Here is a 25795-nt window from a genome sequence, read left to right as displayed (position 1 = left end):
AGCAACGTCACATATTTTATTTTTTCGCTCACTAAAATAAATCGCGACCTTACTGCTGTATCGCGGAATGTTTTGGGCCTTTTCCTGATGACTTTCTTCAATTTAGTCCCGGGCGATCCACAGAAAATAACAACGGTAATTCTCAATGATTCCCGGCCATGGTCGGGAACTCTCATGCGAACGGAGGTAGCAAGTGACCATTGCGCTTGTAATTGGTACACATGGCTGGGCGGCAGAACAGCTGCTGAAAACAGCAGAAATGCTGTTGGGCGAGCAGGAAAATGTCGGATGGATTGATTTCGTGCCCGGCGAGAATGCAGAAACGCTAATCGAAAAATATCAGGCTCAGCTCGCCCGACTCGACACGTCGAAAGGCGTGCTGTTTCTGGTGGACACCTGGGGCGGCAGCCCGTTTAACGCCGCCAGCCGCATCGTGGTGGACAAACCGGGCTATGACGTTATTGCCGGGGTCAACATTCCCATGCTGGTGGAAACCCTGATGGGGCGCGATGACGACCCATCGCTGGAAGAGCTGATCCACATCGCCGTCGAGGCCGGCCGCGAGGGGGTTAAAGCGCTCAAAACCGAATCCGCCGCGCCGGCAGCGGCAGCGCCCGCCCCGAAAGCTCCTGCCCAGCCGCAGAAACCGCTGGCACCGGGCGAGCACATGAAAATTGGCCTGGCCCGTATCGATGACCGTCTGATCCACGGCCAGGTGGCCACGCGCTGGACCAAAGAGACCAACGTGACGCGCATCATCGTCGTCAGTGATGAAGTGGCTAACGATCACGTACGCAAAACCCTGCTGACTCAGGTGGCGCCGCCGGGCGTGACCGCCCACGTGGTGGATATCGCCAAGATGATCCGCGTGTGGAACAACCCGAAGTACGGTTCCGATCGCGTGATGCTGCTGTTTACCAATCCGACCGATGTTGAGCGCGTGGTGGAGCAAGGCGTGGATATCAAGTCGGTGAATATCGGCGGCATGGCCTTCCGTCAGGGGAAAACGCAGGTTAATAACGCGGTGTCGGTGGATGAGAAGGACATCGCTGCCTTCCGCAAGCTGAATGAGCGCGGTATCGAACTGGAAGTGCGTAAAGTCTCCAACGACCCGAAACTGAAAATGATGGACCTGATTGCGAAGGTCAATGCCTGATTCGCCTGTGCCTGCGCGCGTGGGCAAAAAGTTCTGATCTTGCTGAGGAAAAATGCAATGGAAATAACCTCGCTACAAATAGTGTTGATATTTATTGTGGCCTGTATTGCCGGGATGGGATCGATTCTCGATGAGTTCCAGTTCCACCGGCCGCTGGTGGCCTGTACCCTGATTGGTGCAGTGCTGGGTGATATGAAAACCGGCATCATCATCGGCGGTACGCTGGAGATGATCGCGCTGGGCTGGATGAACATCGGTGCGGCAGTGGCACCGGATGCGGCGCTGGCTTCCATCATCTCCACCATTCTGGTCATTGCCGGCGGTCAAAGCGTCGGTGCCGGTATTGCGCTGGCCATCCCGCTGGCCGCAGCCGGTCAGGTGCTGACCATCATCGTACGTACCATCACTGTCGCCTTCCAGCACGCTGCGGATAAAGCTGCGGAGAAAGGCAATCTGACGGCGATTTCATGGATCCACGTCTCTGCCCTGCTGCTGCAGGCGATGCGTATCGCTATCCCGGCGCTGATTGTGGCGGTCTCGGTCGGTACCAGCGCGGTACACAGCCTGCTGAGTTCGATTCCGGAAGTGGTCACCAATGGTCTGAACATCGCCGGCGGCATGATCGTGGTGGTCGGTTACGCGATGGTCATCAACATGATGCGTGCTGGTTACCTGATGCCGTTTTTCTATCTGGGCTTTGTCACCGCCGCGTTCACCAACTTTAACCTGGTGGCGCTGGGCGTGATTGGCGTGGTAATGGCGGTGCTGTACATCCAGCTGGCGCCAAAATACAACCGCGTCGCAGGCGCTGCCTCGGCGGGCCCGGCTAACAACGACCTCGACAACGAACTCGACTAGGAACAGGTGACATCATGGTAGATACAACCAATACTCCAAAGAAACTCACCCCCGGTGACGTGCGCGGTGTGTTCCTGCGCTCCAACCTGTTTCAGGGTTCGTGGAACTTTGAACGCATGCAGGCGCTGGGCTTCTGCTTCTCAATGGTGCCGGTGATCCGTCGCCTGTATCCGGAAAACAACGACGAGCGCAAGCAGGCGATTAAGCGTCACCTTGAGTTCTTCAACACCCATCCTTACGTGGCGGCGCCGGTGCTCGGCGTGACCATGGCAATGGAAGAGCAGCGCGCCAACGGTGCGGCGATCGATGACGGTGCCATTAACGGCATCAAAGTGGGTCTGATGGGTCCGCTGGCTGGCGTGGGCGACCCGATTTTCTGGGGGACCGTGCGTCCGGTGTTCGCCGCACTGGGTGCCGGTATCGCGATGAGCGGCAGCCTGCTTGGTCCGCTGCTGTTCTTCTTCCTGTTTAACATTGCGCGCATGCTGACCCGCTATTACGGCGTGGCTTATGGCTATCGCAAAGGGGTGGATATCGTCAGCGATATGGGCGGCGGCTTCCTGCAAAAACTTACCGAGGGGGCATCGATACTCGGCCTGTTTGTCATGGGGGCGCTGGTCAACAAATGGACGCACGTCAACGTGCCGCTGGTGGTATCCCGCATCACCGACCAGACCGGCAAAACCACGGTCACCACCGTGCAGTCGATTCTCGACCAGCTGATGCCCGGCCTGATTCCACTGCTGCTGACCTTTGGCTGTATGTGGCTGCTGCGCCGTAAAGTTAACGCGCTGTGGATCATCGTTGGCTTCTTTGCCATCGGTATCTTTGGTTACTGGATCGGCCTGCTCGGTCTGTAATCTCACCGCCGGGAGTCAGACTCCCGGCGTTTTTTGAACGGTGTGACCTGAGCGCCAACGCTGAGGTCACTTCGGTTGAGGAAGAAGCCTGTATGTCACTGACTGACGCCCTGATTGCCCTGCTGATCGCCGCTCTCGCCCTGTTTGCGATTTACGACGATGTCATCCTGCCCCGCCGCAATGGACCGACCCGACTGCGCGTCACCCTGCGTCGCCGCCATAAAATCGACAGCGGCATCTTTATCGTGCTGCTACTGATTCTGCTGTGGAACAACGTCAGCCATCATGGCCCGCAGCTCACCACCACTTTGCTAATGGTGCTGTGCTTTATGGCTATCTGGCTGTTCTGGATCCGCAGCCCGCGGCTGCTGATGAAAAATGACGGCCTGTTTTTTGCCAGCGTGTGGATCGATTACCGGCGTATTCAGAGTATGAACCTGTCAGAGGATGGCATTCTGGTGATGCAGCTGGAGCAGCGTCGCCTGCTGATTGCGGTGAAACAGCTCGACGACCTGGAGAAAATCTACCATACGCTGGTGGAGGCGCGTTAAACGCGCTGCCACAGCGTCAGGGTGAAATCCGCGTCACAGCTGAAGGTGGCGCTGGAGGCCAGCTGCTGCCACACCGCTTCACGCGCACGCCAGGCAAAGGGGGTCATCTGCAGCAGGCTCACCGCTTCCGCCCCGTTCAGTGTCATCGTGTAGTGAAGGTTTTGCTGATCGATCTGTTCAAATCCCGCATAGTTTTTCTCTTCCGCCGTATGCAACTGCACTTCGCGATAGATCAACGCCTTAAACTGCTGCAGATGGTGCGGCCCCGGCGTCACCGTCAGCAAATAGCCGCCAGGCCTGATGACGCGGCTCAGCTCCTGCTCGTTACAGGGCGCGTAAATGCGCACGATGGCGTCCAGTGAACCATCGGCAAACGGCAGGCGCTGGCTGGAGGCGACACAAAAGTTAACCGCGCGATAGCGCTTTGCCGCCATGCGCACCGCGGCTTTAGCCACATCCAGACCGTACAGCTGGCTGTCGGGCAACGCGGCAGCCAGGGCGGCGGTGTAATAGCCTTCGCCACAGCCGATATCCAGCAGCTGCGCGGGCCGGTTCTTGAGCGGCTGAGCCAGACGTTGCGCCACCCGATCGCGCAGCGGCTGATAGTGTCCGGCATCCAGAAAGGCCCGGCGCGCCTGAAGCATCTCTGCGCTGTCGCCCGGTTCCCGTGAACCTTTGTGCTGCACCGGCAGCAGGTTGACGTACCCCTCTTTCGCCCGATCGAACTGATGACCGGACGCACAGCGATAACTGCTGGCGTGCAGGTGCAAAGCGAGGTGGCAAAGTGGGCAAATCAACGACATAGATAACTCCGGGTTAGCGATTCGCGGCGCAGTTTACCCTGATCATCCGGTAACAGAAAGGATAAAGAAAAGCCCCGCTCATTGAGCAGGGCTTTTAAGATTCGATTCAGCGGTGCATGACACCGAGCCTGAGAGCGAAATCAGATAGCAGTAACGTTAACTGCTGCCGGGCCTTTCTGGCCGTCCTGAATTTCAAACTCAACTTGTTGACCTTCGGCCAGGGTTTTAAAACCGTTGCCCTGGATAGCAGAGAAGTGAACGAACACGTCTTTGCTGCCGTCAGCAGGAGTAATAAAACCAAAACCTTTAGACTCGTTGAACCACTTAACCTGACCTTTAATCTTTGCCATTTTTGCAAATTCCTTAGAGTGTTTATATTGCCCGCAGGCAGTCTTACAGAGAAACCAGAGACATTACTGAATGAGGCACTAATTTAAGGTTCGGCAAGGAAGCGGTATTCAACGTCAACGTCTTTACTCGTAACTTCTTTACTGAAGATGCCATACATAAACAGAACTGTACCTCGTTTGACCCACGATTCGTTATCACATATCCGCTAATTAATGGCAAGCCATTTTTAAACAGTGATCGACATGCCGCACATAATTGCCTGAAACCGGCAGCGAAAGGTGGATAACGTTATTGACAGCAACGCCTCGGCGTGTGCAAAAAAAGTCTATGCGTCAGTATAGTTAGCGCCAGACTCGCGTTTCGTCAAGCGAAGCGCTAAACGCTGCTTTTTCACATTTAAACCGAATAAGTTTAGGCAAAAAATATTGCATTAATATGGCACAGATAAGCTATTTCACTGGCCGTTGTGCAATGAGCAACATAAACTGCGCAGCGCTCAAATCTTGTACAATAAATTGCTGGCAGTACAAGTTAAAAATAGTTTTGCACCAAAATCAGGAAAATATAATCGCCGTTGCCCCAAATATAGGCAGACTGCACGCTGGCATTTATCTCATTTTTTTCTAAACACCCAACAATTAAATGTTAAAAAGCGCGGAAGCCGCTGGCATTTAACAAAATGGCTTAGGATAAATCTTAATCGTAATTCATCAGGCTGCGGCTCTCGCCAATTCGCCATGGGGCAAAAGGCGCATCGACCTCGCCCGCCTGCAGCAATGCTTGCGCCAGCACCGTCGGCGGATCGTCAAGCGACTCGTCCGCCAGTTCAAACACGCCCCAGTGAATGGGAATCGCCAGCGGTCGCCCTATCTGCTGCCAGAGCTGTACCGCCTGATGCGGGTCCATGTGCTGGCCGCGCATGAACCATTTTGGTGCATAGGCACCTATCGGTAACGCAGCCAGATTAAACGGCCCCAGCCGCTGCGCGATGGCAGAGAGATTATCGCTGTAGCCGCTATCGCCGGAGAACCAGAAATTGAGCTGCGCATTACGCACGACCCAGCCGCACCACAGCGACCGGTTGCGATCCCAGAAGGTGCGCATGCTCCAGTGGCGCGCGGGAACGGCTGTGAAGCTGATGTCGTCCAGGTGCACCTGCTGCCACCAGTCCAGTTCGGTGACGGTGCGCACGCCACGCCGGCGACACCAGTCGGCCATTCCCAGCGGCACCAGAAAGTGCGCGGCAGGAAAGCGGCGGGCGATGCGTTTCACTGTAGGCCGATCAAGGTGGTCGTAATGGTTATGCGAGAACAGCACATAATCAAGATGCGGCAGCTGCGCCACGCTGAGCGACGCCGGGGTTTTACGCTGCGGCCCGGCAAACGGCAATGGCGAAGCGCGTGCCGACAGCGCCGGGTCGATCAAAATATAGCGTTGATTGAGACGCAGCAGCAGCGCGGCATGGCCCAGCCACCAGACACGGTCATCTTCACCGCTCAGGTCAGCCTGCTGGCACCAGCTGGCGGTAAAGGCCGCATAGCCGGACTGCGGTGGCAGCGGCAGATTCTGCTGCTTACGCTCGCGCCGCCAGCGCTGTAGATCGCCAGGCTGACGCAACTCCTCTTCCGGGTTACGAAAGCCGTGCGGCGTATGATGGGCCAGCGAAGCGTCATACCAGGGATTTTGCCAGGCCATGGCCTCTCCATTGTGTGCTTAACGTTCCGGGATCAGGCGAATAAAGTCGCGCTTGTCCCCGGTATCCTGCTCATCCTGCGCTTTTTCGGCCACCGGCTGCGCCTCAGCGATACGGCGCAGCAGCGCGTTCTGTTTCTTTTGCTCTTCCAGCAGCGCTTCCAGCAGCTGAAGCTGTTCACTGGCGCGCACGCTGGCCCGGTTAACAAAAAACCAGGCAATAAAGGCCACAACCACAATGATGGCCAGCACGCCATAGTTAAACAGCGGACCGGTACTGGCGGCTAATTCGTTCATAACTGCATCAATCCTCAAACATCATTCAGGTACATCGCCGCTGATTCTACTCGTTGCGTGCGGAAAAGATATGGTGGCGGAGATAAAGCAGATTATCCCGCCTGCGTGCCGCTTTCAGTTATCTCTGATCGATCCGGCGAGAATAGCGAGGCATGCTGCTACTATAGAGTTCGCAGCAACGCGGGAACAGCTGCGTTATGTAACACAAGGAGATAAAAATGAAACTACTGATTCGTGCGGTGATGGTGCTGGCTGTCTTGTGGCTGGCGATGCTGTTTACCGGCTACGGCGTGTTAACCGGCAGCAATAAAAACGCAGCCGGGCTGGGCTTACAGTGCAGCTACCTGACCGCGCGCGGCATGATTACCGCACAGTATCTGCACACCGACAGCGGCATTGTTGGCGTTACCGATTGTCCGCTGCTGAAGAAAAGCGGCGAAGTGGTCGACAACTGAGTTTAGCCGTCTGCCGGGCTGCGCGTCAGCCCGGCAGGATTCAGAACGGATAGTCGTAATAGCCCATTTGCTCCGACACCTTACGCGCAGCACGGTGCAGCATCGCCACATGCTCTTTTTTTGCCGGTTCGGAGAAGCGCACCGTCGGAAAAGAGAGGCTCATGCCGGCAATCACCATGCCGAAGCGATCAAACACCGGTACCGCCAGACAGCGAATCCCCGCTTCCTGCTCTTCATTATCCTCACCAAAGCCCTGTTGCCTGACCTGCTCCAGCACCGGCAGTAGCGCCTGCGCGCTGACGATAGTGTTAGCGGTGCTGCGACGAAATTCCACTTCACGCAGAATGTCGTTCACCTCCACGCGCTCACGCCACGCCAGCAGCACTTTGCCGATGGCGGTACTATGCAGCGGATTACGCCGGCCGATGCGTGAATACATGCGCAGGTTATACAGCGAGTCAATCTTGTGGATATAGACGATGCTGTCCTCTTCCAGCGCGCCGAGATGAATGGTCTCTTTGGTCTGGCGCGACAGTTCGCGCATCTCCACATCGGCGCTGCGAATCAAATCCACGTTCTGCAGCGCGTGCGCGCCAAGTTCAAACAGCTTGAGCGTCAGCGAATATTTTTCGCTCTCGCCCTCCTGCGCCACATAGCCGAGCGATTTCATGGTCTGCAGAAAGCGGTAGACCGTGCTTTTCGACATCATAACCCGCTGCGAAAGCTCGGTAATGCCGTGATCGCGCTCTTCGCCCAGCGCCTGCAGAATGCCAAACACTTTCATTACCGATGATACGGCATCCGGCTGTTTATCGTTATCGCGGCTCGCCATGCGGGACTTCCTTAACGCTTTTGCAAAAAACGCCAGTATAGAGGTTACAGCCGGACGGCGGCAACGACACATCCACTTGTAATTTTTGTCCATTAATGCGGTGATTTCAGGCAGAAAATTGATTAGCATGATGATATTCACTTACTTCACTTCTCCCTGTTTATGTCTCCTACCGTGTCTCAGGATGGATTACCCGTTCCACAGCGCTACGGCGCAATAATTACCATTGCGCTTGGCATCATGATGGCGGTGCTGGACGGCGCGATTGCCAACGTGGCGCTGCCGACCATTGCGCGTGAGCTGAACGCCAGCCCGGCGGAATCGATCTGGATCGTCAACGCCTATCAAATCGCTATCGTGATTTCGCTGCTGTCGCTGTCGTTTCTTGGCGATATGTTCGGCTACCGGCGCGTCTATCAGGTCGGGCTGGTGCTGTTTGTATTCACCTCGCTGTTCTGCGCCCTTTCCTCTTCGCTGAATATGCTCACCGTGGCGCGCGTGCTGCAGGGCTTCGGCGGTGCGGCGCTGATGAGCGTCAACACTGCGCTAATCCGTATTATTTACCCGCAGCGCTTTCTGGGACGCGGCATGGCCATCAACTCGCTGATCGTGGCGGTCTCCAGCGCCGCCGGTCCCACGGTGGCGGCCGCGATTCTCTCCATCGCCAGCTGGAAATGGCTGTTCCTGATTAACGTTCCGCTCGGTGTGGTGGCGCTGTGGCTGGCGCTGCGCTTCCTGCCGGATAACACGCAGAAAGCGAAGCAGCAGAAATTTGATGTGCCGAGCGCCATCATGAATGCACTGTTTTTTGGCCTGCTGATTTCAGCGCTGACCGGCTTCGCGCAGGGAGAAAATGGCTGGCTGATTGCGGGTATGCTGCTGGCGCTGCTGCTGATCGGCGTGGTGTTTGTGCGGCGTCAGCTGGCGATGCCGGTGCCGCTGTTGCCGGTGGATTTGCTGCGCATTCCGGTGTTTTCGTTGTCGATCGGCACCTCGATCTGTTCTTTCTGCGCACAAATGCTGGCGATGGTGTCGCTGCCGTTTTTCCTGCAAAACGTACTGGGCCGGGATGAAGTCGCAACCGGCCTGCTGCTGACGCCGTGGCCGCTGGCTACCATTGTGATGGCACCGATTGCCGGCCGCCTGATCGAGAAGTTTCATGCCGGGCTGCTGGGTGGGCTGGGGCTGGCGCTGTTTGCTGCCGGGCTGTTTATGCTGGCGCTGCTGCCTGCACAACCCACGGATGCCGATATTATCTGGCGCATGATGCTGTGCGGTGCCGGCTTCGGGCTGTTCCAGTCACCCAACAATCACACCATCATCTCGTCGGCTCCGCGCCAGCGCAGCGGCGGTGCCAGCGGCATGCTCGGCACCGCACGACTGGTCGGGCAAAGCACCGGCGCCGCGCTGGTGGCGCTGATGTTTAACCTGTTCAACGACAGCGGCACGCATGCCTCGCTGCTGCTGGCCGGAACCTTTGCCAGCGTGGCGGCGATCGTCAGTATGCTGCGCATGACGCAAAGCCGTCAGCCGGCAGAGTCATAAAAAAAGGGCGCCCGCAGGCGCCCTGTTCATTTTCTATGTGGCTTACTTAAGGTAGGCACCGCTGCGCAGCGCTTCGATACGCTTGTCGAGCGGCGGGTGCGACATAAACAGCTCGCTCAGCGACTTACCTTTACCGTTAATACAGAACGCCATCATGCTGCTGGGTTCCTGCGGTTCGTAGCTGGTTTTCAGGCGCTGCAGCGCGGCAATCATCTTTTCACGACCCACCAGCTTCGCTGAGCCGGCATCGGCGTGGAATTCGCGATGGCGCGAGAACCACATGGTGATGATGCTGGCGAGAATACCAAACACCAGTTCCAGCACCGTCGCCACGGCAAAATAGACCAGCGGATTGCCGTTGCTGCTCTCTTCACCGTCGCGGTTGCCGGACAGGAAGCCAGACGCCACCTGCGCAATGATGCGCGAAATGAAGATCACAAAGGTGTTCACGATACCCTGAATCAGCGTCATGGTGACCATGTCACCGTTCGCGATGTGGGCGATCTCGTGCGCCAGCACCGCCTCCGCTTCGTCGCGGCTCATGTTCTGCAGCAAACCGGTGGACACCGCTACCAGCGAGGCGTCACGGCGTGCGCCAGTGGCAAAGGCGTTGATATCGGGCGCGTGGTAAATCGCCACCTGCGGCATCGCAATGCCGACCTGCTGAGCCTGGCGGCCGACGGTTTCCATCAGCCAGCGTTCCGTCTCGTTACGGGGTTGTTCAATCACTTCACCGCCGACCGAGCGTAACGCCATCCATTTGGACATCAGCAGTGAAACAAACGCACCGCCAAAGCCAAACAGACCTGCCATAATCATCAGACCCTGAACACTGCTTGACTGGATTCCTGTCAGACTCAGAATCAGTCCGAATACCAACATCACCGCCAGGTTGGTGACCAGGAAAAGCGCAATACGCATCATAAACGTTAATCTTCCTCAGTTGTGCTCGCGCTCATGCGCGGATATACATCCTATGTCCATTGTGGCGCTTTTCAAGCGACCTTAATCTTTAAGTGCCTAAAAAGACATAACTTTACATTTGGTAATGGTAGCGGCTGCCGCCTGCCGGGCGGCGATTTACAGGCAAAAAAAAGCACCGCCGCAGCGGTGCTGTGATTTCAGGCCGAAGGGTTACTTCGCTGCCGCCGGCGCTGGCTGATCTTTTTCCAGCTGGGCCAAATCGTTAGCGATTTTCACCGTTTCATCCAGATACGGATCCGGCTCTTTGTAGTCTTTCGGCAGATCGTCCAGGCTCTTCAGCGGCGCTTTGCCTTCCGCCTGGTAGCGCGCATTGATACGTTCCAGACGCAGCGCATCTTCTTCGTGGTTCTCTTTCTCGCGCTGAGCCAGATTGAGCGACACGATGTTACGCTTGTCCTTCATCGCGTTGAAACGCGCGATGTCTTTCATGATGTACTGGAACTCGCGATCTTTGGCGATGCGATCGGCATGCTCTTTGGTCAGCTGCGGCACCAGCGGCGTGATATCGCCGGTTTTGGTGTAGGTCGCCGCGTTGATGCTGTCCCACGGCAGCGCGTTATCCTCAAACTTCTCGCCGGTCTCTGCCGCTTCCACACCGGTCGGCATCAGCAGGTCTGGCGTGACGCCTTTCCGCTGAGTACTGCCACCGTTGATGCGGTAGAACTTCTGAATGGTGTACTGGACTGAGCCCAGCGCCGGCCATTCCGGACGCAGCATCTGATCGTAGATGCGGTTGAGTGAGCGATACTGCTGCACCGTGCCCTTACCGAAGGTCGGTTCGCCGACAATCAGCGCGCGGCCGTAATCCTGCATCGCCGCGGCAAAGATTTCCGACGCCGAGGCGCTGAAGCGATCGACCAGCACCACCAGCGGACCTTTGTAGTAAACGATGCCGTCGTTGTCGCTGTCCTCACGCACGCGACCATTATTGTCACGCACCTGCACCACCGGGCCACTCGGAATAAACAGGCCGGAGAGCGATACCGCTTCGGTCAGCGCGCCGCCGCCGTTGGTACGCAGATCGATGACGATGCTGTCGACGTTCTGCTTCTGCAGTTTCTGCAGCTGCACTTTCACATCATCGGTCAGGCCAACGTAAAAGCCCGGGATATCCAGCACGCCGACTTTCTCTTTGCCGACGTTGTGCACGGTGCCCTTCACCGCGCGATCTTCCAGACGGATTTTCTCACGCGTCAGCGTCACGGTACGGGTTTTGGTGCCCTTGCCGGCCGGCAGGATCTCGAGGCGCACTTTGCTGCCCTTCGGCCCTTTGATTTTGGACACCACGTCATCCAGACGCCAGCCAATCACATCTTCCATTGGCTTGCCCGGCTGGCCGACGCCCACAATGCGGTCGCCCACGCTGATGGATTTGCTCTTGGCCGCCGGACCACCGGCGACCATCGAGTTGATCACCGTGTAGTCATCATCCATCTGCAGCACGGCACCGATACCTTCCAGCGACAGGCTCATTTCGGTGTTGAACTGCTCGGTGTTGCGCGGTGACAGATAGTTCGTATGCGGGTCGATTTCATGCGCGAACGCGGTCATCGCCAGCTGGAACACATCTTCGCTGTTGCTTTGTGCCAGACGACGGATGGCAAAGTTGTAGCGCTTGGTCAGCGTCTCGCGAATCTCTTTGTCATCTTTCCCGGCCAGCTTCAGGCTCAGCTCGTCATACTTCACCTTGGCATCCCACAGCGCGTTTAGCTCATCCGTGCTTTTCGGCCACGGTGCTTTGGCACGATCGATATCGATGGTGTCATTGCCGGTGAAGTTCATCGGGCGGTTCAGCACGCTGAGCGCATACTGATAGCGCTCGAAGCGGCGCTTCTGCGCCAGATTATAAAGATCGTAAAACACATCCAGCTTGCCGCTGCGCAACTCATCACCGAGCGTGGTTTTCTTGTCGGCGAATTGTGCCACGTCCGACGCCAGCAGCACGTTATGGCTGTAATCGAGCAGATTCAGGTAGCGGTCAAAAATTTTCGCCGAAAAATCCTGATTCAGATCGAACTGACGATAGTGAGAGCGGGTGAAACGCGAAGTGACGCGTTCACTGACGGTAGGATGCTGTGCTTCTTCGTGTAACTGGGGAATCTGGTCGGCGCGGGTAATGTTGTCCGCGCCAAAAGTGGGGCCTGCCAGCAGCAGGCCCGCGATCATACCGATCTTAAAAATGCTGTTCATGCCAGGGTCGGGCCTCCGTTTCAGAACTGCAAGTGTTCTGCGCGCACAATCATTGCCAGGCCGGAAGCGAGCTGGACCCGGACGCCATCTTTGGTAATTTCCAGGATGGTAGCGTCCATTGCACTTTTGCCTGCTTTGACTTTGATGTTTTGACCCGCTTGCAACGTTGAAGTGTCAGTGACGGGTTTTGCCCGCGGTGGACGCGGAGCAGCCTGACGCTCACCGGCCGCAGCACGCGGTGCCTGTGGACGTGGCTTACGCGGTGCGTCACCCTCCGCCGCTTTACGGGCAGCAGGCTTGCGCGGACGACGCTCAGCGGTCTCTTCACCGGCTTCACGTTTTTTCGCTTTTTGCTGCTCGCGCTGCGCCTGCACGCGCGCTTTGGCTTCTTCCAGCTGCTTGCGCGCATGTTCTACGTGCTGCTCATCCAGCACGCCACAGGCGTTGCCGTCGAGATCGACACGGGTGGCACCGGCTTTAATGCCGTAAAGATAACGCCAGCTTGAGGTATAAAGGCGTAAGGCCGAACGCAGTTGCGTCTTGCTCAGGCTGTTTTCGCCCTGAACGCGCTCCACCAGATCCTGAAAGATACCGATTTTGAGCGGACGCGCTTCACCTTCGGCGCTAAAGCAGTGCGGAAAACGCTGCGCCAGAAAGGCGATGACTTCTTTACTGCTGTTCAACTTAGGTTGATTTTCCATGAAATTTCCTGATTACAACGGGTTTGCCGACCAGAGCAGGCATGAACAGGCGACATTATAATGACAACATCGCCAAATGCTATGTGATCCAGTCGATTAGCTGCGCGTCAGCTGAAGAAATTTTTCAATGTCGCTGTTCGCCAGCACTGCACAAAGCCCGTCGGTAAGGGCTACCAGCCCCGCTTCATCCTCGCTATCGAAGCGAGAATAAACCGTACTGTCGATGTCGAGAACACCGACCATCGTGCCATTCACTTTCAGAGGAATCACGATTTCCGCGTTGCTGGCGGCGTCGCAGGCAATGTGCCCCGGGAAAGCGTGCACGTCCTCAATCCGCTGCACGCTATCCTCCGCAACCGCGGTGCCACATACGCCTTTACCCACCGGAATGCGTACGCAGGCGATTTTGCCCTGGAACGGACCCAGCACCAGCGTCTCCGGCTCGGTCAGCAAATAGAAGCCTGCCCAGTTAACCCCTTCCAGGCGTTCAAACAGCAGCGCACTGCAGTTGCCCAGCGCCGCCAGGAAAGAAGTTTCGCCCGCTAACAGTGCGCGGACATCGCGATTTAAATCCTCGTAAAAGGCTTTTTTGTTCATTGTTTAACCATAACTCATCACTGGCGTGACCTTGTTGTCACTCAGTTGTTAAAATAAGCACTAATAATCCAACCCCACAAGGTGAATCATTGTGTTAGTTACTATACCCTTAGCACGCTATGCTTGAGACTATTCTCGTACCATAGATTGATGCAGACAGACGTGCTCTGCTCCGCATGCCGGTAACTGTAACGAACAATGGGCCCCTTGCGTCATTTATGAAAATTCACGCCATCAGCCAGACGTTGCCCCACGCACGTTATCAGCGTTGCCCGCAATGCGATACCCTTTTTTCCTTACCGGATGTGAAATCGCATCAGTCGGCTTATTGCCCGCGCTGCCATGCCCGTATTCAGAACGGTCGCGACTGGTCAATGACGCGGCTCACCGCCATGGCCGTCACGATGATCGTACTGATGCCGTTCGCCTTCAGCCTGCCGCTGGTGGATATCCGCCTGCTTGGCATGCGCATCAACGCCAGCCTGCTGGAGGGCGTGCTGCAGATGGCGCAACAGGGCAACGTGCTGACAGCCGCCATGGTGGCGTTTTGCACGATTGGCGCGCCGGTGACGCTGGTGGCCGGCATCTGCTATTTGTGGATTGGCCACGCGCTCGGCATGAACCTGCGCCCGGTCCTGCTGATGCTGGAGAAACTCAAAGAGTGGGTCATGCTGGATATCTATCTGGTCGGCGTGGCGGTGGCATCGATTAAGGTGCAGGATTATGCCGCGCTGGAGGTCGGCTACGGGCTGGTCGCCTATATCGCGCTGACCATCATGAGCCTGCTGACGCTGATTCATCTCAACGTAGAGGAGCTGTGGGAACATTATTACCCGCAGTCGGTGCCGCACGAACCGCCCGAGCGGTGGCAGGTTTGCCTGAACTGCCACCATACCGGTATGCCCGATGAACGCGGACGCTGCACGCGCTGCCATACGCCGCTCGATTTTCGCCGCCGCCACAGCCTGCAAAAATCCTGGGCGGCACTGATCGCCTCGATTGTGCTGCTGATCCCGGCTAACCTGCTGCCGATTTCGGTGGTGTACGTCAACGGTGCGCGGCGCGAAGACACCATTTTCTCCGGTATTCTCGGCCTCGCCTCCGGTAACGTGCCGGTGGCCGCGGTGGTGTTTATCGCCAGTATTCTGGTGCCGTTTACCAAGGTGTTAGTGATGCTGACGCTGTTGCTCAGCATCCATTTTAAGTGTGAACAGGGTTTGAAAACCCGCATCCGTCTGCTGCGCGCCGTCACCTGGGTGGGCCGCTGGTCGATGCTGGATCTGTTCGTCATTGCTTTAACCATGTCGCTGGTCAATCGTGACCAGCTGCTGGCTTTTACCATGGGACCTGCCGCCTTCTACTTTGGCGCGGCAGTCATCCTGACCATTATGGCCGTTGAGTGGCTCGATAGCCGCCTGATCTGGGATGCACATGCAACAGGAAACGCCGACTACACCGACTAGCGCTAATCTGCGTAATAAACGCAAGATTTCGCCGTTCTGGCTTTTGCCCATTATCGCCCTGCTGATTGCCGGCTGGCTGTTATGGACTAACTATCAGGAGCGCGGCACCACCATCACCATCAACTTCCAGACCGCGGACGGCATCGTGCCGGGCCGCACGCCGATTCGCTATCAGGGCGTGGAAGTGGGCACCGTGCAGGGCATTGTGCTGAGCGATGACTACCGCAGCATTCAGATCAAAGCCAGCATCAAGAGCGACATGCGCGATGCGCTGCGGGAGAACACCCAGTTCTGGCTGGTGACGCCAAAAGCCTCGCTGGCGGGCGTCTCCGGGCTGGATGCGCTGGTGGGCGGTAACTACATCGGCATGATGCCCGGCGACGGCAAAGAGCGCGACCACTTTACCGCGCTGGATACCCAGCCGAAATACCGGGTAAACACTGGCGAACTGCTGATTCACCTGCACGCGCCCGATCTCGGCTCGCTCAACACCGGTTCGCTGGTCTATTACCGTAAAATTCCGGTCGGCCGCGTCTATGACTACAGCATCAACGGTAATACCGATGGCGTGACCATCGATGTGCTGATTGAGCGGCGCTTCACCAACCTGGTGAAAAAACAGAGCCGCTTCTGGAATGTGTCGGGCGTTGACGCCGATGTCAGCCTGAGCGGCGCCAAAGTGAAGCTGGAGAGCCTGGCCGCGCTGGTGAATGGCGCGATTGCCTTTGACTCGCCGGACAGCGGCGAACAGGCCAACAGCGATCAAAACTATCAGCTCTATTCGGATCTGGCACACAGCCAGCGCGGCGTGCTGATTTCGCTCGATCTGCCCAACGGCGACAACCTGAAAGCCGACAGCACGCCGCTGATGTATCAGGGGCTGGAAGTGGGCACCCTGACCAAACTGACGCTGCTGCCGGGCGGTAAAGTGTCCGGCGAGCTGACGATCGATCCCTCCGTCACCGGCCTGATGCGCAGCGGCACGCGGATTGAGATGCGCGCGCCGAAACTCAGCCTGACCGACACCAGCCTGAGCAGCCTGCTGACCGGCAATACGCTGGAACTGGTCCCGGGCGAAGGTGAGCCGCAGGATCACTTCAGCGTGCTGCCGGCCAGCGAAACGCTGTTGCAGAAGCCGGATGTGCTCACCGTTCAGCTCAGCGCGCCGGAAACCTACGGTATCGACGCCGGGCAGCCGGTGATGCTGTATGGCGTGAAGATCGGCCAGGTAATTTCGCGCCGGCTGGATGAAAACGGCATCAGCTTTGTGGCAGCCATCAATCCGGAGCACCGCCAGCTGGTGCACGCCGACAGCAAGTTCATCGTTAACAGCCGTCTCGACGTTAAATTTGGCCTCGACGGCATGCAGGTGCTGGGCGCCAGCGCGCGCGAATGGGTCGACGGCGGTATCCGGCTGGTGCCGGGTGCGAAAGGTCAGCCGTCCAGCCGCTATCCGCTGTACGCCGACTCAGAGCGCGCGGCGGAAGGCATTACCGGCGATCAGCCGCCGACCACGCTCAAACTGACCGCCAACAGCCTGCCGGATGTACAGGCCGGCTCGGTGGTGCTGTACCGCAAGTTCCAGGTCGGTGAAGTGGTGGATGTGGTGCCGCGCGCCGATGCGTTTGAGATTTCGGTCCATATCCAGCCGCAGTATCGCAAGCTGCTGACCAGCGAAAGCGTGTTCTGGGCCGAAGGCGGTGCCAAAGTCCAGCTTAACGGCAGCGGTCTGACCGTGCAGGCTTCGCCGCTGAACCGCGCACTGAAAGGCGCAATCAGCTTTGATAACCTGACGGGCGCGCAGGCAGCGAAAGGCGTTAAGCGCGTACTCTATCCGTCAGAGACCGCCGCGCGTGCGGTCGGCAGCCAGATTACCCTGCACACCTTTGATGCCAGCAAACTGTCGGCCGGCATGCCAATCCGCTACCTCGGCATCAACGTCGGTCAGGTGGAGTCATTGGCGCTGAGCCAGGATAACAACCAGGTGGTGGCGAAAGCGGTGCTCTATCCGGAGTATGTGCAGGACTTCGCGCGCATCGGCAGCCGCTTCTCTGTCGTCTCGCCGGAGATTTCGCCCGCCGGCGTCAATCACCTGGAAACGCTGCTGCAGCCATATGTGAACGTGGATCCGGGCAAAGGCGCGCTGGCGCGCAGCTTTGAGCTGCAGGAGAGCACCATTACCGACTCGCGTTACCTTAACGGGCTGAACATCTATGTGGATACCACCGAAGCCGGATCGCTGTCGATTGGCACGCCGGTGCTGTTCCGCGGTGTAGAAGTCGGCACGGTAACCGGCACTTCGCTGGGTAACATGGCCGATCGCGTGCAAATCGCGCTGCGCATCAGCAAAAAGTATCAGCATCTGGTGCGTAACAACTCGGTGTTCTGGCTGGCCTCCGGTTATAACCTCGACTTTGGCCTGATTGGCGGCGTTGTGAAAACCGGCACCTTCCAGCAGTTCATTCGCGGCGGCATCCAGTTTGCCACACCACCGACGGTGCCGCTGGCACCACAGGCCGGTGCCGACAAGCACTTCCTGCTGCAGGATGAAGCGCCAAAAGAGTGGCGCAACTGGGGCACGGCGATTCCGTCGCCAAACTAAGACAACGGGCAGCCTGCGGGCTGCCCGACTTATTTGCGTCAGGGATATTGCGCACGGCTGTACCTGAGCCGGGCTCAGCGTTACACTTCGCCCTCACTTTGTTAGTCCGGTAGATATCCGTGTCCGATCGTTTTCCTGAAGATTTTCTCGCGCTGATGCGCGCCAGCCTGGCCGACGAGGCCGAACTCGAACGCTTTCTCGCCATCAGTCAGCAGCCGCTACGCCGCAGTCTGCGCGTCAATACGCTGAAAATCAGCGTGGAGGATTTTCTCACGCGCGTGGCGGGCTACGGCTGGCAGCTGACGCCGATTCCGTGGTGTCGGGAAGGCTTCTGGATTGCGCGTGATGACGAATCGCTGCCGCTCGGCAGCGTCGCGGAACACCTCAGCGGTCTGTTCTATATTCAGGAAGCCAGCTCAATGCTGCCGGTCAGCGCGCTGTTTGACGCCGCGCCGGATGCCCGCCAGGTGATGGATGTGGCCGCTGCGCCAGGCTCTAAAACCACGCAGATGGCCGCACTGATGCGCAATCAGGGCGCGATCCTCGCCAATGAATACTCCGCCAGCCGGGTGAAAGTGCTGCATGCCAATATCAGCCGCTGCGGCGTCAGCAATGTGGCGCTGACCCATTTTGACGGACGCGTCTTTGGTGCCGCGCTGCCGGAACAGTTCGATGCCATACTGCTGGATGCGCCCTGCTCCGGCGAAGGCGTGGTACGGAAAGATGCTGACGCGCTGCGCAACTGGACGCTGGCCAGCACCGAGGCCATCGCCGCCACCCAGCGCGATTTACTCGACAGCGCTTTTCACGCGCTGCAACCGGGCGGCACGCTGATTTACTCGACCTGTACGCTCAATACCATCGAAAACCAGCAGGTGATTGCCTGGCTGCAGCAGCGCTATCCGCAGGCGCTGGAAATTGTGCCGCTCAACGATTTGTTCGCTGGCGCCGAACGCGCGCTGACGCCGGAAGGCTTCCTGCACGTGTTTCCGCATATCTTCGACAGCGAAGGCTTTTTCGTCGCGCGGCTGCGCAAAACTGCCAGCGTGCCGCCATTGCCAGCGCCGACCTACAAACTCGGCAAGCTGCCCTTCTCGCCCGCCAGCCGCAAGCTGGTGGCGGAGGTGGCGCAGGCCGCGCACAAGGTGGGACTGCACTGGGATGAGAACCTGACACTGTGGCAGCGCGACAAAGAGCTGTGGCTGTTCCCGGCGGCGCTGGAGAGCTGGCTCAGCAAAGTGCGTTTCTCGCGTATCGGTCTCAAACTGGCAGAAACCTTCCCGAAAGGTTTTCGCTGGCAGCATGAAGCGGTGGTGGCGCTGGCGCAACCGGACAGCGCGCTGGCGTTCGAACTGGACGAAGCGCAGGCGGAAAGCTGGTATCGCGGTCAGGATATTCATCCCGACACGCCGCCCGTGCGCGATGAGGTGATTGTCACTTACCAGCAGCAGCCGCTGGGCCTGGCGAAACGCGTCGGAAGCCGCATCAAAAACAGCTATCCGCGTGAACTGGTGCGCGACGGCCGGCTGTTCCGTTAACAACCATTACTGCAATTGCACCAGCGTCAGCCGGTTGCCAAATACCGCGCCGGTATCAATGTAATGCTGATTCGCGGCGTTAAGCGGCTGCTCCAGCGGCGTATGGCCAAAGTAGAACGCACTGGCGCCGGCGATCGGCTGCGAGCGGCCGCGCTGATGGCGAGCGAGCCGGTCGCGGCTCCAGACGACCTGATGCCAGTCGACATCCTGTCCCAGTGCATAGGCACTGGCAGGATAGTCGGCATGAGCAATGACGATGACGCGCTCCTCGAATTGCAGATGTAATATCAGCGGCAGTTCGGCACAGCGCTTCAGCGCATGACGCGCGGCAATCAGCCGCGCACCGCTCAGCTGCCAGAACCAGTCCCCGCCGTTCATCATCCACAGCATCGGATCGTCGCCCTGCAGCGCATCGAGCGCCATCTGCTCGTGATTACCGCGCACGCAGCGGAACCACGGCTCTTCCAGCAGTTGCAGACAGCCGAGGCTGTCCGGCCCGCGGTCGATTAAATCCCCGACCGATAGCAGCAGATCCTGTTGCCGATCAAAGCCCTGCCGCAGCAGCTGCGCATCAAGCTGCGCGCGGCAGCCGTGCAAATCACCGACCACCCAAATATTGCGCCAGTTATTTGCACGCAGCGTCTGATAAAACATGTAATCTGCCCCGGTTGACTGGAAGTTTAGTAAACCCGGCATAAAGTATAGTCCGGTGAGGGGTAGCCGCGGAGGCATCAGCGTGAGCAGTCGGAAACAGTTTGTTGGCATCCTCGTGATGATTTTTATTGGCAGCCTGCTGCTGCTGGAGTCGCTCGCGCGCCTGGTGCATCTGCTTTTTGTTGGCTGAGCGGTGTTTCATACCGCGCTAAACGCTTACACTCCTTTGCGTCTTATTGAAAGGAGTCGCCATGAGTCAGAATATCTACGATAACCCCGATTTTTTTGCTGGCTACGCCACCCTGCCGCGTTCGGTCAACGGACTGGACGGCGCGCCCGAGTGGCCCGCGCTGCGGGCAATGCTGCCTGAACTGCGTGACCAGCGCGTGCTGGATTTGGGCTGCGGCTACGGCTGGTTTTGTCGTTACGCGCAGCAGCAAGGCGCGCGTGAAGTGCTGGGGCTGGATGTGTCAGAAAAAATGCTGGCGCAGGCCGCTGCGATGACCGATCGGCCCGGCATCACTTACCAGCGCGCTGATCTCGAAACCCTGCAGCTCAGCAGCACCTTTGATGTGGTGTACAGTTCACTGGCGCTGCACTATCTCAGCCATATCGACGCCCTGTTTGCCACGATCTTTCATGCGTTACGTCCCGGCGGCGCGCTGGTGTTTTCATGCGAGCACCCAATTTATACCGCTCCGCGTCAGCAGGAGTGGTTCATTGATGATGCCGGGCAGCGCAGCTGGCCAGTCAATCAGTATCAGCAGGAAGGGGAACGGGTCAGCAACTGGTTTGCCGCTGGCGTGAAGAAGCAGCACCGCAAGCTGGCAACGTGGATAAACGCGCTGATTGCCGCCGGTCTGGTGATTGAACGGCTGGATGAGTGGGGTCCGGATGTACAGCAGGTAGCGGAGAATCCGGCGCTGGACGAGGAGCGCGAGCGTCCGATGCTGTTTTTGCTGGCGGCGCGCAGGCCGCTGTAAGGTTTTCAGCAGTGGCTGCATCCTGCAGCCCTGTGAAAATTCCCCCCGGCGCTTATCTCCGGCACTCAATCAAGGTGTTAGCTCTGTAAGGGACGGCACCTACTGTAACGCTTAAGATTATTCCGAACAAGTTAAATGATATTAACTATCATTCTCAACTATTGATCTGGCACGCTGTTAATGCCCGTTGCGTTTGTGTCGCTTCTGTCTGCTGAATCCCACAGGAGCCCGCATGATCACTGACTACACCTTTAACTATCTGAATGGCCTGGATGTACACTACCGCTATAAACCGGCCAGTCTGGATAATCAGCATCTGTTGATTGTCATGTCCGGGTTTAACCTGCCCGATCCTACCGTGTATGATTTTACTTTGCTGGAGCACACCCGCGCAGCCGTGTTATGGATCAAAGACGATTTCAACGGTTTGCCAGCGTATTACCTGTGTAACAATCTTCAGTTCAACATCGAGCACGGCGTCAGCCAGCTCATCCGGGCGGTGATTGAGCTAACCCAACCTTCTGACGTGACCATTCTCGGCGCGTCGAAAGGCGGCAGTGCCGCGCTCTACTTTGGTATCCGCCACAACATCAGAAACATTATTACTGCAGTACCGCAGTTTTTTCTCGGTGACTATGCAAGCCAGATTTGGCCCAGTGTGGGGAAAGCGATGATGGGAGAGATAAGCCCGGCTGCGGTCGCGTTGCTAAATAAATACCTGCCCAATGCCCTGCGACGCGATCGCCAGACACAGAAAAATATTTATCTGTTTACTGCTCTGGCCGATCATCAGCGCGAGCAGGAAGTGTTACCGCACCTCGGGCTGCTGGAAAAATACAGTAATTTCAATCTGATTGAATCGTCATCACCCTGTATCACGCAACATAATGAGGTGACCCGCTATAACCTCAACCTGATTCTGGCGCTGATATATCAGCTGGAGCAGAATATCACCCCGCGCTGGGGCCATATTCGCAACGGCAGCAGTTGGTAACGGCGCAGCTGAAAATCATAGGTTGGCTATGACGAATCCCCGGCTAACGCGTGATTAAAAAGATCGCCAGCATAAAACCGACAAACAAACCGGCAAAGGTCAGCAATCCGGTGCGCGGCGTTTTGGCCTGACCGACAATCGCGCCGATAAAAATGCTCAGAATGGTGAGCGTGCCAATCATCACCCAAAGAAGATAGTGTGTATTTGCTGCCATGCGAAATCCTGTTAAGCGGCCATCAATCAATGCGCCCTGTTATACCATTTTTCGCTGTGGCTGGCTGCTGCAAATATCCGCTGCGTTGCGCTCAGCATGACGATGCATCACATGTGACAACGTCACTTACGTATTATCTCACGCAATGTTATCACGCTTAATAAATGCGCTAATTGAGCAAATAAAGTCCGGCGACAAGGGTACCGACGGAAATAATATGGAATAGCTCAGTCATGGTAGCGACCTCAATTTGATGCCTGTACGACTCAGTCAAGAACAGCATCTGGCGTTCGTCAAATCATCACCGCCTGCATTAAGCGCAGCCGATGGCATAAATACCAATCGATGCTTAACTGAATACGTACCCATAAGACAGGAGGAAAGCCATGAGCCAGTCTGCATTAGCCACCTACCTTGCGTTAAGCGACGACGACCTCAATGAGATGGGCATCCGTCCGGACACGCTGTTCAAAGCGCAGCCCGACGATAACGGCGCCGCCGGTTACTATTTCAACGTACCGGACACCACGCCGCAGCGCGTGCTGGGGCAGAAACGCTGGTCGCTGGGCGATCGCATCGACATTCCGGCAAGCGTGTTAAATAACGATTCAGCGTAACGGCTCCCGGTATGCGCGATCCTGTGCCAGGCTTAAGTCATTGTGGAATGTTGCAATCAAGAGGGAATGATTATGATGAAAAAAACGGTACTGGCGTCACTGCTGATGGTGTTTAGTCTGGGCGCTATCGCTGAACAGGGCGGCTTCGAGGGCGGTAAAACCCCGCCGCCGCAGAAACAACAGGACGCCGGTTATAAAGGGTCTGAAGACACCGGCCAGACGCATATCGAACAGATTCGGGATTTTCGTCAGGGCGGCTATGTCACGCTGGAAGGTTATATCGTTAAAAAGTTAAGCGGTGATAATTATCAATTCCGCGACAGCACCGGCACCATCACCATTAAAGCCGCTGTCGATACCTTCAAAGGCAAAACCTATAACGCTGAGGATCAGGTACGGGTAAGCGGCAAAGTGTATGGTCGTGGCGAAAATACCCGTGTGGATGTTGCACGTATCGAAGAACCTTAATGCGTTATCGTCCGGTCCGCCGTCGCGTGTGCGGCGGACATTATCTTTCCATTGGCAGGAAATCATCGCATGAAGAGCCTGTTTGCCAGTCTGTTAATCCTCTCCACCCTGACCGCGCTGGCTGGCTGTCAGCAACCTGAACGGCCAATTGGCCCGGACGGACGCCCTAATGTCCCTGCAGAACAACCGGTGCCCGGCGGTCCAATGAGTAAGGGGCCGGTAGGTCAGCCGCAGGCCTGACTGTTAGCGGCATCAGTACTTACCGCGCCCTGCCCTGAAATTTATTGTCCTTATCGCCGCCGGGTATTATTTCCGGCGGCTTTTTTACGTCTGGCTTAATTAACGCTCACCACCATTATCCTTATTAACTTTTCATGGCTATGCTTGGTTATTACGCTGAAATATAGGTTATGCTGATGCACAGTCTTGATCCACAGATGTTGCTGTTACTCTATTTTGTCTTACCGGTTTGGCTTATTGCTGGTTTTGCCGACTGGCTTTGTCATCGCGCAACCGATATAGAGCACACCTCCGGCGTTAAAGAGACGTGGATACATATTTTAATGTTTCTGGAGATGGGCACTCCGCTGCTGCTGGCATTATTTCTTGAGGTGAATGCGCTGATTATTGCGCTAATGATCGTGCTGTTTTTTTGTCATGAAGCCACTGCGTTATGGGACGTCAGCTATGCGGTGAAAAGCAGAAAAGTGACGCCGGTCGAACAACACATCCACAGTTTTCTCGAAATGGTGCCGCTGATGGCGCTGCTACTGGTGATCTCCCGTCACTGGCCGCAATTTCTCGCGCTGTTTGGGGCTGGCAATGAAACGCCCCGGCTTACTCTTACGCTGCGTGCCGATCCGCTGCCGCAGGGTTATATTATTGGCGTACTGTGCGCAATCGTGGTGTTTGAACTGCTGCCTTATCTGGAAGAATATCTGCGTACCCGGCGCGCGAAGAAAAACGCCTCAACGTAAACAGCATAAACCACCGCGCTGAATGGAAATGTGGATGATTGGGGAAGCTATTGATTCCACCACAGCCAATACCCACATGATAAAAAAACCTCCCGCGGGAGGTTTATCGATTAGATCGGTTTTTGCCCATCGTCTTCAGGCAATCCGGTGCCGGTATCATCATCGTCATCAAGCGGCTCTTCTCCGGGCACCTGCGCATCATCAGGCAGCGGAGTGACATCATCGGGTCGTTCTGACATAAGCACCTCCATACCCCACATTAGGTAATAACTATTTTAGTTGCGTTATCCTTCAGCCCGACGGGTTTATCACGCATCTGTGAATTAAGCGTAAGAAGTAAATTAGTCAGCGATTTACGCTTTGCTTATCGCCAGGCTTCAGCTAGTAACCATAAAAAAGGCCACCCGAAGGTGACCAATAATAGGGTACTCGCTGCGTTAGTCATCAGGTGTGGTTATTAATTTATTTCGCCACATGAATAACACAACTGAATTAATTCGCTTCTTTCATCACATACAACGATGAGGCAATGGCAATCATAATCGACTTACAAAAAATACATTTTGCGCCGAGTGGATTTTGCCTGTTCCTGTCAAAAACGGACTGGCGATATTGAGAGCCCTGACATTGTGGGCATCTCATAGCATTAATTACTGTAATAATCAGAGACCTGTAACGTTAACAGCGGACGGACCTTTAGGGCCGTTTTCTACAGAGAATTCAACTTTCTGACCGTCATCGAGTGAGCGGAAGTCAGTTCCCTGAATGGCAGAGAAATGGACGAAAACGTCTTTGCTGCCGTCTTCCGGAGAAATGAAGCCGAAACCTTTCTCAGCGTTGAACCATTTTACTGTACCGAGCATTTTATTTGACATGTTTATACCTTGATAATGAGCCATATGGCATTAGAGGCTGAACCGCAGCGACACATCAGAACCTGAGATAAAACTCAAAGAGAAAGGCACAGGAAAGGCACTAACACAGATGAGAGATACAAAACGAACTAACTATGGGACTGTCTGCTTATCAGACCGGAGATGCATTAACGCACGTCTGGCGGGTAAACACAAGGGGTAATAAAATTTAATGGCCAATTAAAGGCGTAACGAAACGGTCAACGCTCCGCGTTTAAAGTTTTAAGTGGATAGAATCAGTCACTATTTTAATCTCTGAAAGCCTCAGGCATTTAAAATAATTATTTTGCTGCGGCCACGACTGCCATTTCGCCAGGTAAAGAGTAAGCCGAAAAAGAGACAAAAAAAGACCCAATACGATTCCTGTATCGGGTCCAGGGAAATGGCTCGTTGAGAGCCGTGCGCTAAAAGTTGGCATTTTTGCAGGCGAGGACGCCTTGCCTTTTAAAGGTAGACCAGCATCGGTGATTTTCCAGCCAGCGGGCTACGCCGCCGGCAA

The 25795-nt window shown here is 56.4% G+C and carries 30 protein-coding genes; 15 read left to right on the top strand and 15 right to left on the bottom strand.

All coding sequences use genetic code 11. The features are described from left to right. Positions 1-193 precede the first annotated feature (193 nt). From manX to C1N84_RS08480, 4 genes are all read left to right on the top strand, one after another. Entirely contained in the window at positions 194-1156 is a 963-nt protein-coding gene (manX, locus tag C1N84_RS08495) for a PTS mannose transporter subunit IIAB (RefSeq protein ID WP_058757739.1), read from the top strand. A gap of 57 nt (positions 1157-1213) precedes the next feature. After that, positions 1214-2014, top strand: coding sequence for a PTS mannose/fructose/sorbose transporter subunit IIC (locus tag C1N84_RS08490; protein WP_031280203.1), 801 nt, complete (start codon positions 1214-1216; stop codon positions 2012-2014). A gap of 14 nt (positions 2015-2028) precedes the next feature. After that, entirely contained in the window at positions 2029-2874 is an 846-nt protein-coding gene (locus C1N84_RS08485) for a PTS mannose transporter subunit IID (protein ID WP_021510027.1), read from the top strand. A 92-nt stretch (positions 2875-2966) separates the two neighbouring features. Continuing rightward, entirely contained in the window at positions 2967-3425 is a 459-nt protein-coding gene (locus C1N84_RS08480; protein ID WP_021510026.1) for a DUF986 family protein, read from the top strand. Here the strand turns inward: C1N84_RS08480 and rlmA are convergent. The 5 genes from rlmA to C1N84_RS08455 form a co-directional block, all read right to left on the bottom strand. Continuing rightward, a complete protein-coding gene (gene rlmA, locus C1N84_RS08475; RefSeq protein WP_264443326.1) occupies positions 3422-4228 on the bottom strand; it encodes a 23S rRNA (guanine(745)-N(1))-methyltransferase in 807 nt (268 codons plus the stop codon). The two genes, C1N84_RS08480 and rlmA, sit on opposite strands and share 4 nt — an antisense overlap. Before the next feature lie 140 nt (positions 4229-4368). Continuing rightward, the gene (gene cspE / locus C1N84_RS08470) at positions 4369-4578 is read right to left on the bottom strand and encodes a transcription antiterminator/RNA stability regulator CspE (protein ID WP_021510024.1); all 210 of its coding nucleotides are present in this window, start codon (positions 4576-4578) and stop codon (positions 4369-4371) included. Positions 4579-4661: 83 nt separating this feature from the next. Further along, positions 4662-4736 (bottom strand): DUF2627 domain-containing protein, encoded by a 75-nt coding sequence (locus tag C1N84_RS08465; protein WP_110866451.1) that lies wholly within the window; start codon positions 4734-4736, stop codon positions 4662-4664. A gap of 539 nt (positions 4737-5275) precedes the next feature. Continuing rightward, the gene (locus C1N84_RS08460; RefSeq protein WP_264443318.1) at positions 5276-6274 is read right to left on the bottom strand and encodes an MBL fold metallo-hydrolase; all 999 of its coding nucleotides are present in this window, start codon (positions 6272-6274) and stop codon (positions 5276-5278) included. Between the two features lie 18 nt (positions 6275-6292). Further along, on the bottom strand, positions 6293-6568 hold the full coding sequence (locus tag C1N84_RS08455) for a YebO family protein (protein ID WP_021510022.1): 276 nt from the start codon (positions 6566-6568) through the stop codon (positions 6293-6295). A gap of 218 nt (positions 6569-6786) precedes the next feature. Here C1N84_RS08455 and C1N84_RS08450 point away from each other — a divergent pair, with 218 nt between their 5' ends. Then, on the top strand, positions 6787-7023 hold the full coding sequence (locus C1N84_RS08450; RefSeq protein ID WP_021510021.1) for a YobH family protein: 237 nt from the start codon (positions 6787-6789) through the stop codon (positions 7021-7023). Positions 7024-7063: 40 nt separating this feature from the next. Here the strand turns inward: C1N84_RS08450 and kdgR are convergent, their stop codons facing one another. Further along, a complete protein-coding gene (gene kdgR / locus C1N84_RS08445) occupies positions 7064-7855 on the bottom strand; it encodes a DNA-binding transcriptional regulator KdgR (protein ID WP_152390948.1) in 792 nt (263 codons plus the stop codon). A 162-nt stretch (positions 7856-8017) separates the two neighbouring features. Here kdgR and C1N84_RS08440 point away from each other — a divergent pair, with 162 nt between their 5' ends. Next, on the top strand, positions 8018-9400 hold the full coding sequence (locus tag C1N84_RS08440; RefSeq protein ID WP_264443313.1) for an MFS transporter: 1383 nt from the start codon (positions 8018-8020) through the stop codon (positions 9398-9400). Positions 9401-9442: 42 nt separating this feature from the next. Here the strand turns inward: C1N84_RS08440 and htpX are convergent, their stop codons facing one another. From htpX to C1N84_RS08420, 4 genes are all read right to left on the bottom strand, one after another. Beyond that, the gene (gene htpX / locus C1N84_RS08435) at positions 9443-10324 is read right to left on the bottom strand and encodes a protease HtpX (RefSeq protein WP_021510018.1); all 882 of its coding nucleotides are present in this window, start codon (positions 10322-10324) and stop codon (positions 9443-9445) included. A gap of 210 nt (positions 10325-10534) precedes the next feature. After that, positions 10535-12574 carry a carboxy terminal-processing peptidase gene (gene prc, locus C1N84_RS08430; protein WP_021510017.1) on the bottom strand — a complete coding sequence of 680 codons (2040 nt, stop codon included), beginning with the start codon at positions 12572-12574 and terminating at the stop codon, positions 10535-10537. A gap of 20 nt (positions 12575-12594) precedes the next feature. Then, positions 12595-13275 carry an RNA chaperone ProQ gene (gene proQ, locus C1N84_RS08425; protein WP_010616374.1) on the bottom strand — a complete coding sequence of 227 codons (681 nt, stop codon included), beginning with the start codon at positions 13273-13275 and terminating at the stop codon, positions 12595-12597. A gap of 96 nt (positions 13276-13371) precedes the next feature. Continuing rightward, positions 13372-13872 carry a GAF domain-containing protein gene (locus C1N84_RS08420; protein ID WP_058757745.1) on the bottom strand — a complete coding sequence of 167 codons (501 nt, stop codon included), beginning with the start codon at positions 13870-13872 and terminating at the stop codon, positions 13372-13374. Positions 13873-14090: 218 nt separating this feature from the next. Between C1N84_RS08420 and yebS the strand changes: the two genes are divergently transcribed. From yebS to rsmF, 3 genes are all read left to right on the top strand, one after another. After that, on the top strand, positions 14091-15335 hold the full coding sequence (gene yebS / locus C1N84_RS08415; protein ID WP_058771236.1) for a membrane integrity lipid transport subunit YebS: 1245 nt from the start codon (positions 14091-14093) through the stop codon (positions 15333-15335). Continuing rightward, positions 15304-17937 carry a PqiB family protein gene (locus C1N84_RS08410; protein WP_058771299.1) on the top strand — a complete coding sequence of 878 codons (2634 nt, stop codon included), beginning with the start codon at positions 15304-15306 and terminating at the stop codon, positions 17935-17937. Before yebS ends, C1N84_RS08410 begins: the two co-directional genes overlap by 32 nt. Before the next feature lie 113 nt (positions 17938-18050). Then, positions 18051-19475, top strand: a complete 1425-nt coding sequence (rsmF, locus tag C1N84_RS08405) for a 16S rRNA (cytosine(1407)-C(5))-methyltransferase RsmF (RefSeq protein ID WP_394541847.1) — start codon at positions 18051-18053, stop codon at positions 19473-19475. 6 nt (positions 19476-19481) lie between these two features. Here rsmF and C1N84_RS08400 read toward each other — a convergent pair whose 3' ends face one another. After that, complete coding sequence (locus C1N84_RS08400) at positions 19482-20129, bottom strand: metallophosphoesterase (protein WP_127834766.1); 648 nt, start codon at positions 20127-20129, stop codon at positions 19482-19484. Between the two features lie 251 nt (positions 20130-20380). On the opposite strand from C1N84_RS08400, the gene C1N84_RS08395 reads away from it, so the two are divergent. Further along, complete coding sequence (locus C1N84_RS08395; protein WP_059009737.1) at positions 20381-21112, top strand: class I SAM-dependent methyltransferase; 732 nt, start codon at positions 20381-20383, stop codon at positions 21110-21112. A gap of 232 nt (positions 21113-21344) precedes the next feature. Then, on the top strand, positions 21345-22106 hold the full coding sequence (locus C1N84_RS08390) for a hypothetical protein (protein ID WP_021510009.1): 762 nt from the start codon (positions 21345-21347) through the stop codon (positions 22104-22106). A gap of 43 nt (positions 22107-22149) precedes the next feature. On the opposite strand, the gene C1N84_RS08385 is transcribed toward C1N84_RS08390, so the two are convergent. Next, entirely contained in the window at positions 22150-22320 is a 171-nt protein-coding gene (locus tag C1N84_RS08385) for a hypothetical protein (RefSeq protein WP_165899336.1), read from the bottom strand. A gap of 386 nt (positions 22321-22706) precedes the next feature. Here C1N84_RS08385 and C1N84_RS08380 point away from each other — a divergent pair, with 386 nt between their 5' ends. From C1N84_RS08380 to C1N84_RS08365, 4 genes are all read left to right on the top strand, one after another. Next, positions 22707-22937 (top strand): hypothetical protein, encoded by a 231-nt coding sequence (locus tag C1N84_RS08380; RefSeq protein ID WP_058781840.1) that lies wholly within the window; start codon positions 22707-22709, stop codon positions 22935-22937. A gap of 75 nt (positions 22938-23012) precedes the next feature. Further along, the gene (locus C1N84_RS08375; RefSeq protein ID WP_264443659.1) at positions 23013-23405 is read left to right on the top strand and encodes a YgiW/YdeI family stress tolerance OB fold protein; all 393 of its coding nucleotides are present in this window, start codon (positions 23013-23015) and stop codon (positions 23403-23405) included. Between the two features lie 69 nt (positions 23406-23474). After that, the gene (locus tag C1N84_RS08370; protein WP_058774586.1) at positions 23475-23645 is read left to right on the top strand and encodes a hypothetical protein; all 171 of its coding nucleotides are present in this window, start codon (positions 23475-23477) and stop codon (positions 23643-23645) included. A 176-nt stretch (positions 23646-23821) separates the two neighbouring features. Next, on the top strand, positions 23822-24382 hold the full coding sequence (locus tag C1N84_RS08365) for a diguanylate cyclase (protein WP_264443298.1): 561 nt from the start codon (positions 23822-23824) through the stop codon (positions 24380-24382). Positions 24383-24492: 110 nt separating this feature from the next. On the opposite strand, the gene C1N84_RS08360 is transcribed toward C1N84_RS08365, so the two are convergent. The 3 genes from C1N84_RS08360 to C1N84_RS08350 all read right to left on the bottom strand — a co-directional run bounded on the left by C1N84_RS08360 (position 24493) and on the right by C1N84_RS08350 (position 25257). Then, the gene (locus tag C1N84_RS08360; RefSeq protein WP_021510004.1) at positions 24493-24621 is read right to left on the bottom strand and encodes a hypothetical protein; all 129 of its coding nucleotides are present in this window, start codon (positions 24619-24621) and stop codon (positions 24493-24495) included. A 253-nt stretch (positions 24622-24874) separates the two neighbouring features. Next, entirely contained in the window at positions 24875-25024 is a 150-nt protein-coding gene (locus C1N84_RS08355) for a cold shock small protein YmcF (RefSeq protein ID WP_223815600.1), read from the bottom strand. Between the two features lie 20 nt (positions 25025-25044). Then, positions 25045-25257: a transcription antiterminator/RNA stability regulator CspE gene (locus C1N84_RS08350; protein WP_021510003.1), complete on the bottom strand. Its 213-nt coding sequence runs from the start codon at positions 25255-25257 to the stop codon at positions 25045-25047. Positions 25258-25795: the final 538 nt, after the last annotated feature.

The sequence above is a fragment of the Pantoea sp. SGAir0418 genome (assembly GCF_043529865.1).
This window is presented reverse-complemented; position numbering and strand designations above follow the sequence as displayed.

Coding starts and splice junctions, on each gene's coding strand:
- C1N84_RS08420 (WP_058757745.1), bottom strand. CDS start 13,872: ATGAACAAAAAAGCCTTTTACGAGGATTTAAATCGCGATGTCCGCGCA.
- C1N84_RS08410 (WP_058771299.1), top strand. CDS start 15,304: ATGCAACAGGAAACGCCGACTACACCGACTAGCGCTAATCTGCGTAAT.
- C1N84_RS08450 (WP_021510021.1), top strand. CDS start 6,787: ATGAAACTACTGATTCGTGCGGTGATGGTGCTGGCTGTCTTGTGGCTG.
- htpX (WP_021510018.1), bottom strand. CDS start 10,324: ATGATGCGTATTGCGCTTTTCCTGGTCACCAACCTGGCGGTGATGTTG.
- C1N84_RS08375 (WP_264443659.1), top strand. CDS start 23,013: ATGAAAAAAACGGTACTGGCGTCACTGCTGATGGTGTTTAGTCTGGGC.
- yebS (WP_058771236.1), top strand. CDS start 14,091: ATGAAAATTCACGCCATCAGCCAGACGTTGCCCCACGCACGTTATCAG.
- C1N84_RS08360 (WP_021510004.1), bottom strand. CDS start 24,621: ATGTCAGAACGACCCGATGATGTCACTCCGCTGCCTGATGATGCGCAG.
- proQ (WP_010616374.1), bottom strand. CDS start 13,275: ATGGAAAATCAACCTAAGTTGAACAGCAGTAAAGAAGTCATCGCCTTT.
- C1N84_RS08365 (WP_264443298.1), top strand. CDS start 23,822: ATGCACAGTCTTGATCCACAGATGTTGCTGTTACTCTATTTTGTCTTA.
- C1N84_RS08350 (WP_021510003.1), bottom strand. CDS start 25,257: ATGTCAAATAAAATGCTCGGTACAGTAAAATGGTTCAACGCTGAGAAA.
- C1N84_RS08385 (WP_165899336.1), bottom strand. CDS start 22,320: ATGGCAGCAAATACACACTATCTTCTTTGGGTGATGATTGGCACGCTC.
- kdgR (WP_152390948.1), bottom strand. CDS start 7,855: ATGGCGAGCCGCGATAACGATAAACAGCCGGATGCCGTATCATCGGTA.
- cspE (WP_021510024.1), bottom strand. CDS start 4,578: ATGGCAAAGATTAAAGGTCAGGTTAAGTGGTTCAACGAGTCTAAAGGT.
- C1N84_RS08440 (WP_264443313.1), top strand. CDS start 8,018: ATGTCTCCTACCGTGTCTCAGGATGGATTACCCGTTCCACAGCGCTAC.
- C1N84_RS08455 (WP_021510022.1), bottom strand. CDS start 6,568: ATGAACGAATTAGCCGCCAGTACCGGTCCGCTGTTTAACTATGGCGTG.
- prc (WP_021510017.1), bottom strand. CDS start 12,574: ATGAACAGCATTTTTAAGATCGGTATGATCGCGGGCCTGCTGCTGGCA.
- C1N84_RS08480 (WP_021510026.1), top strand. CDS start 2,967: ATGTCACTGACTGACGCCCTGATTGCCCTGCTGATCGCCGCTCTCGCC.
- C1N84_RS08395 (WP_059009737.1), top strand. CDS start 20,381: ATGAGTCAGAATATCTACGATAACCCCGATTTTTTTGCTGGCTACGCC.
- C1N84_RS08460 (WP_264443318.1), bottom strand. CDS start 6,274: ATGGCCTGGCAAAATCCCTGGTATGACGCTTCGCTGGCCCATCATACG.
- rlmA (WP_264443326.1), bottom strand. CDS start 4,228: ATGTCGTTGATTTGCCCACTTTGCCACCTCGCTTTGCACCTGCACGCC.
- C1N84_RS08485 (WP_021510027.1), top strand. CDS start 2,029: ATGGTAGATACAACCAATACTCCAAAGAAACTCACCCCCGGTGACGTG.
- C1N84_RS08390 (WP_021510009.1), top strand. CDS start 21,345: ATGATCACTGACTACACCTTTAACTATCTGAATGGCCTGGATGTACAC.
- C1N84_RS08400 (WP_127834766.1), bottom strand. CDS start 20,129: ATGTTTTATCAGACGCTGCGTGCAAATAACTGGCGCAATATTTGGGTG.
- C1N84_RS08355 (WP_223815600.1), bottom strand. CDS start 25,024: ATGAGATGCCCACAATGTCAGGGCTCTCAATATCGCCAGTCCGTTTTT.
- C1N84_RS08380 (WP_058781840.1), top strand. CDS start 22,707: ATGAGCCAGTCTGCATTAGCCACCTACCTTGCGTTAAGCGACGACGAC.
- C1N84_RS08490 (WP_031280203.1), top strand. CDS start 1,214: ATGGAAATAACCTCGCTACAAATAGTGTTGATATTTATTGTGGCCTGT.
- C1N84_RS08370 (WP_058774586.1), top strand. CDS start 23,475: ATGAAGAGCCTGTTTGCCAGTCTGTTAATCCTCTCCACCCTGACCGCG.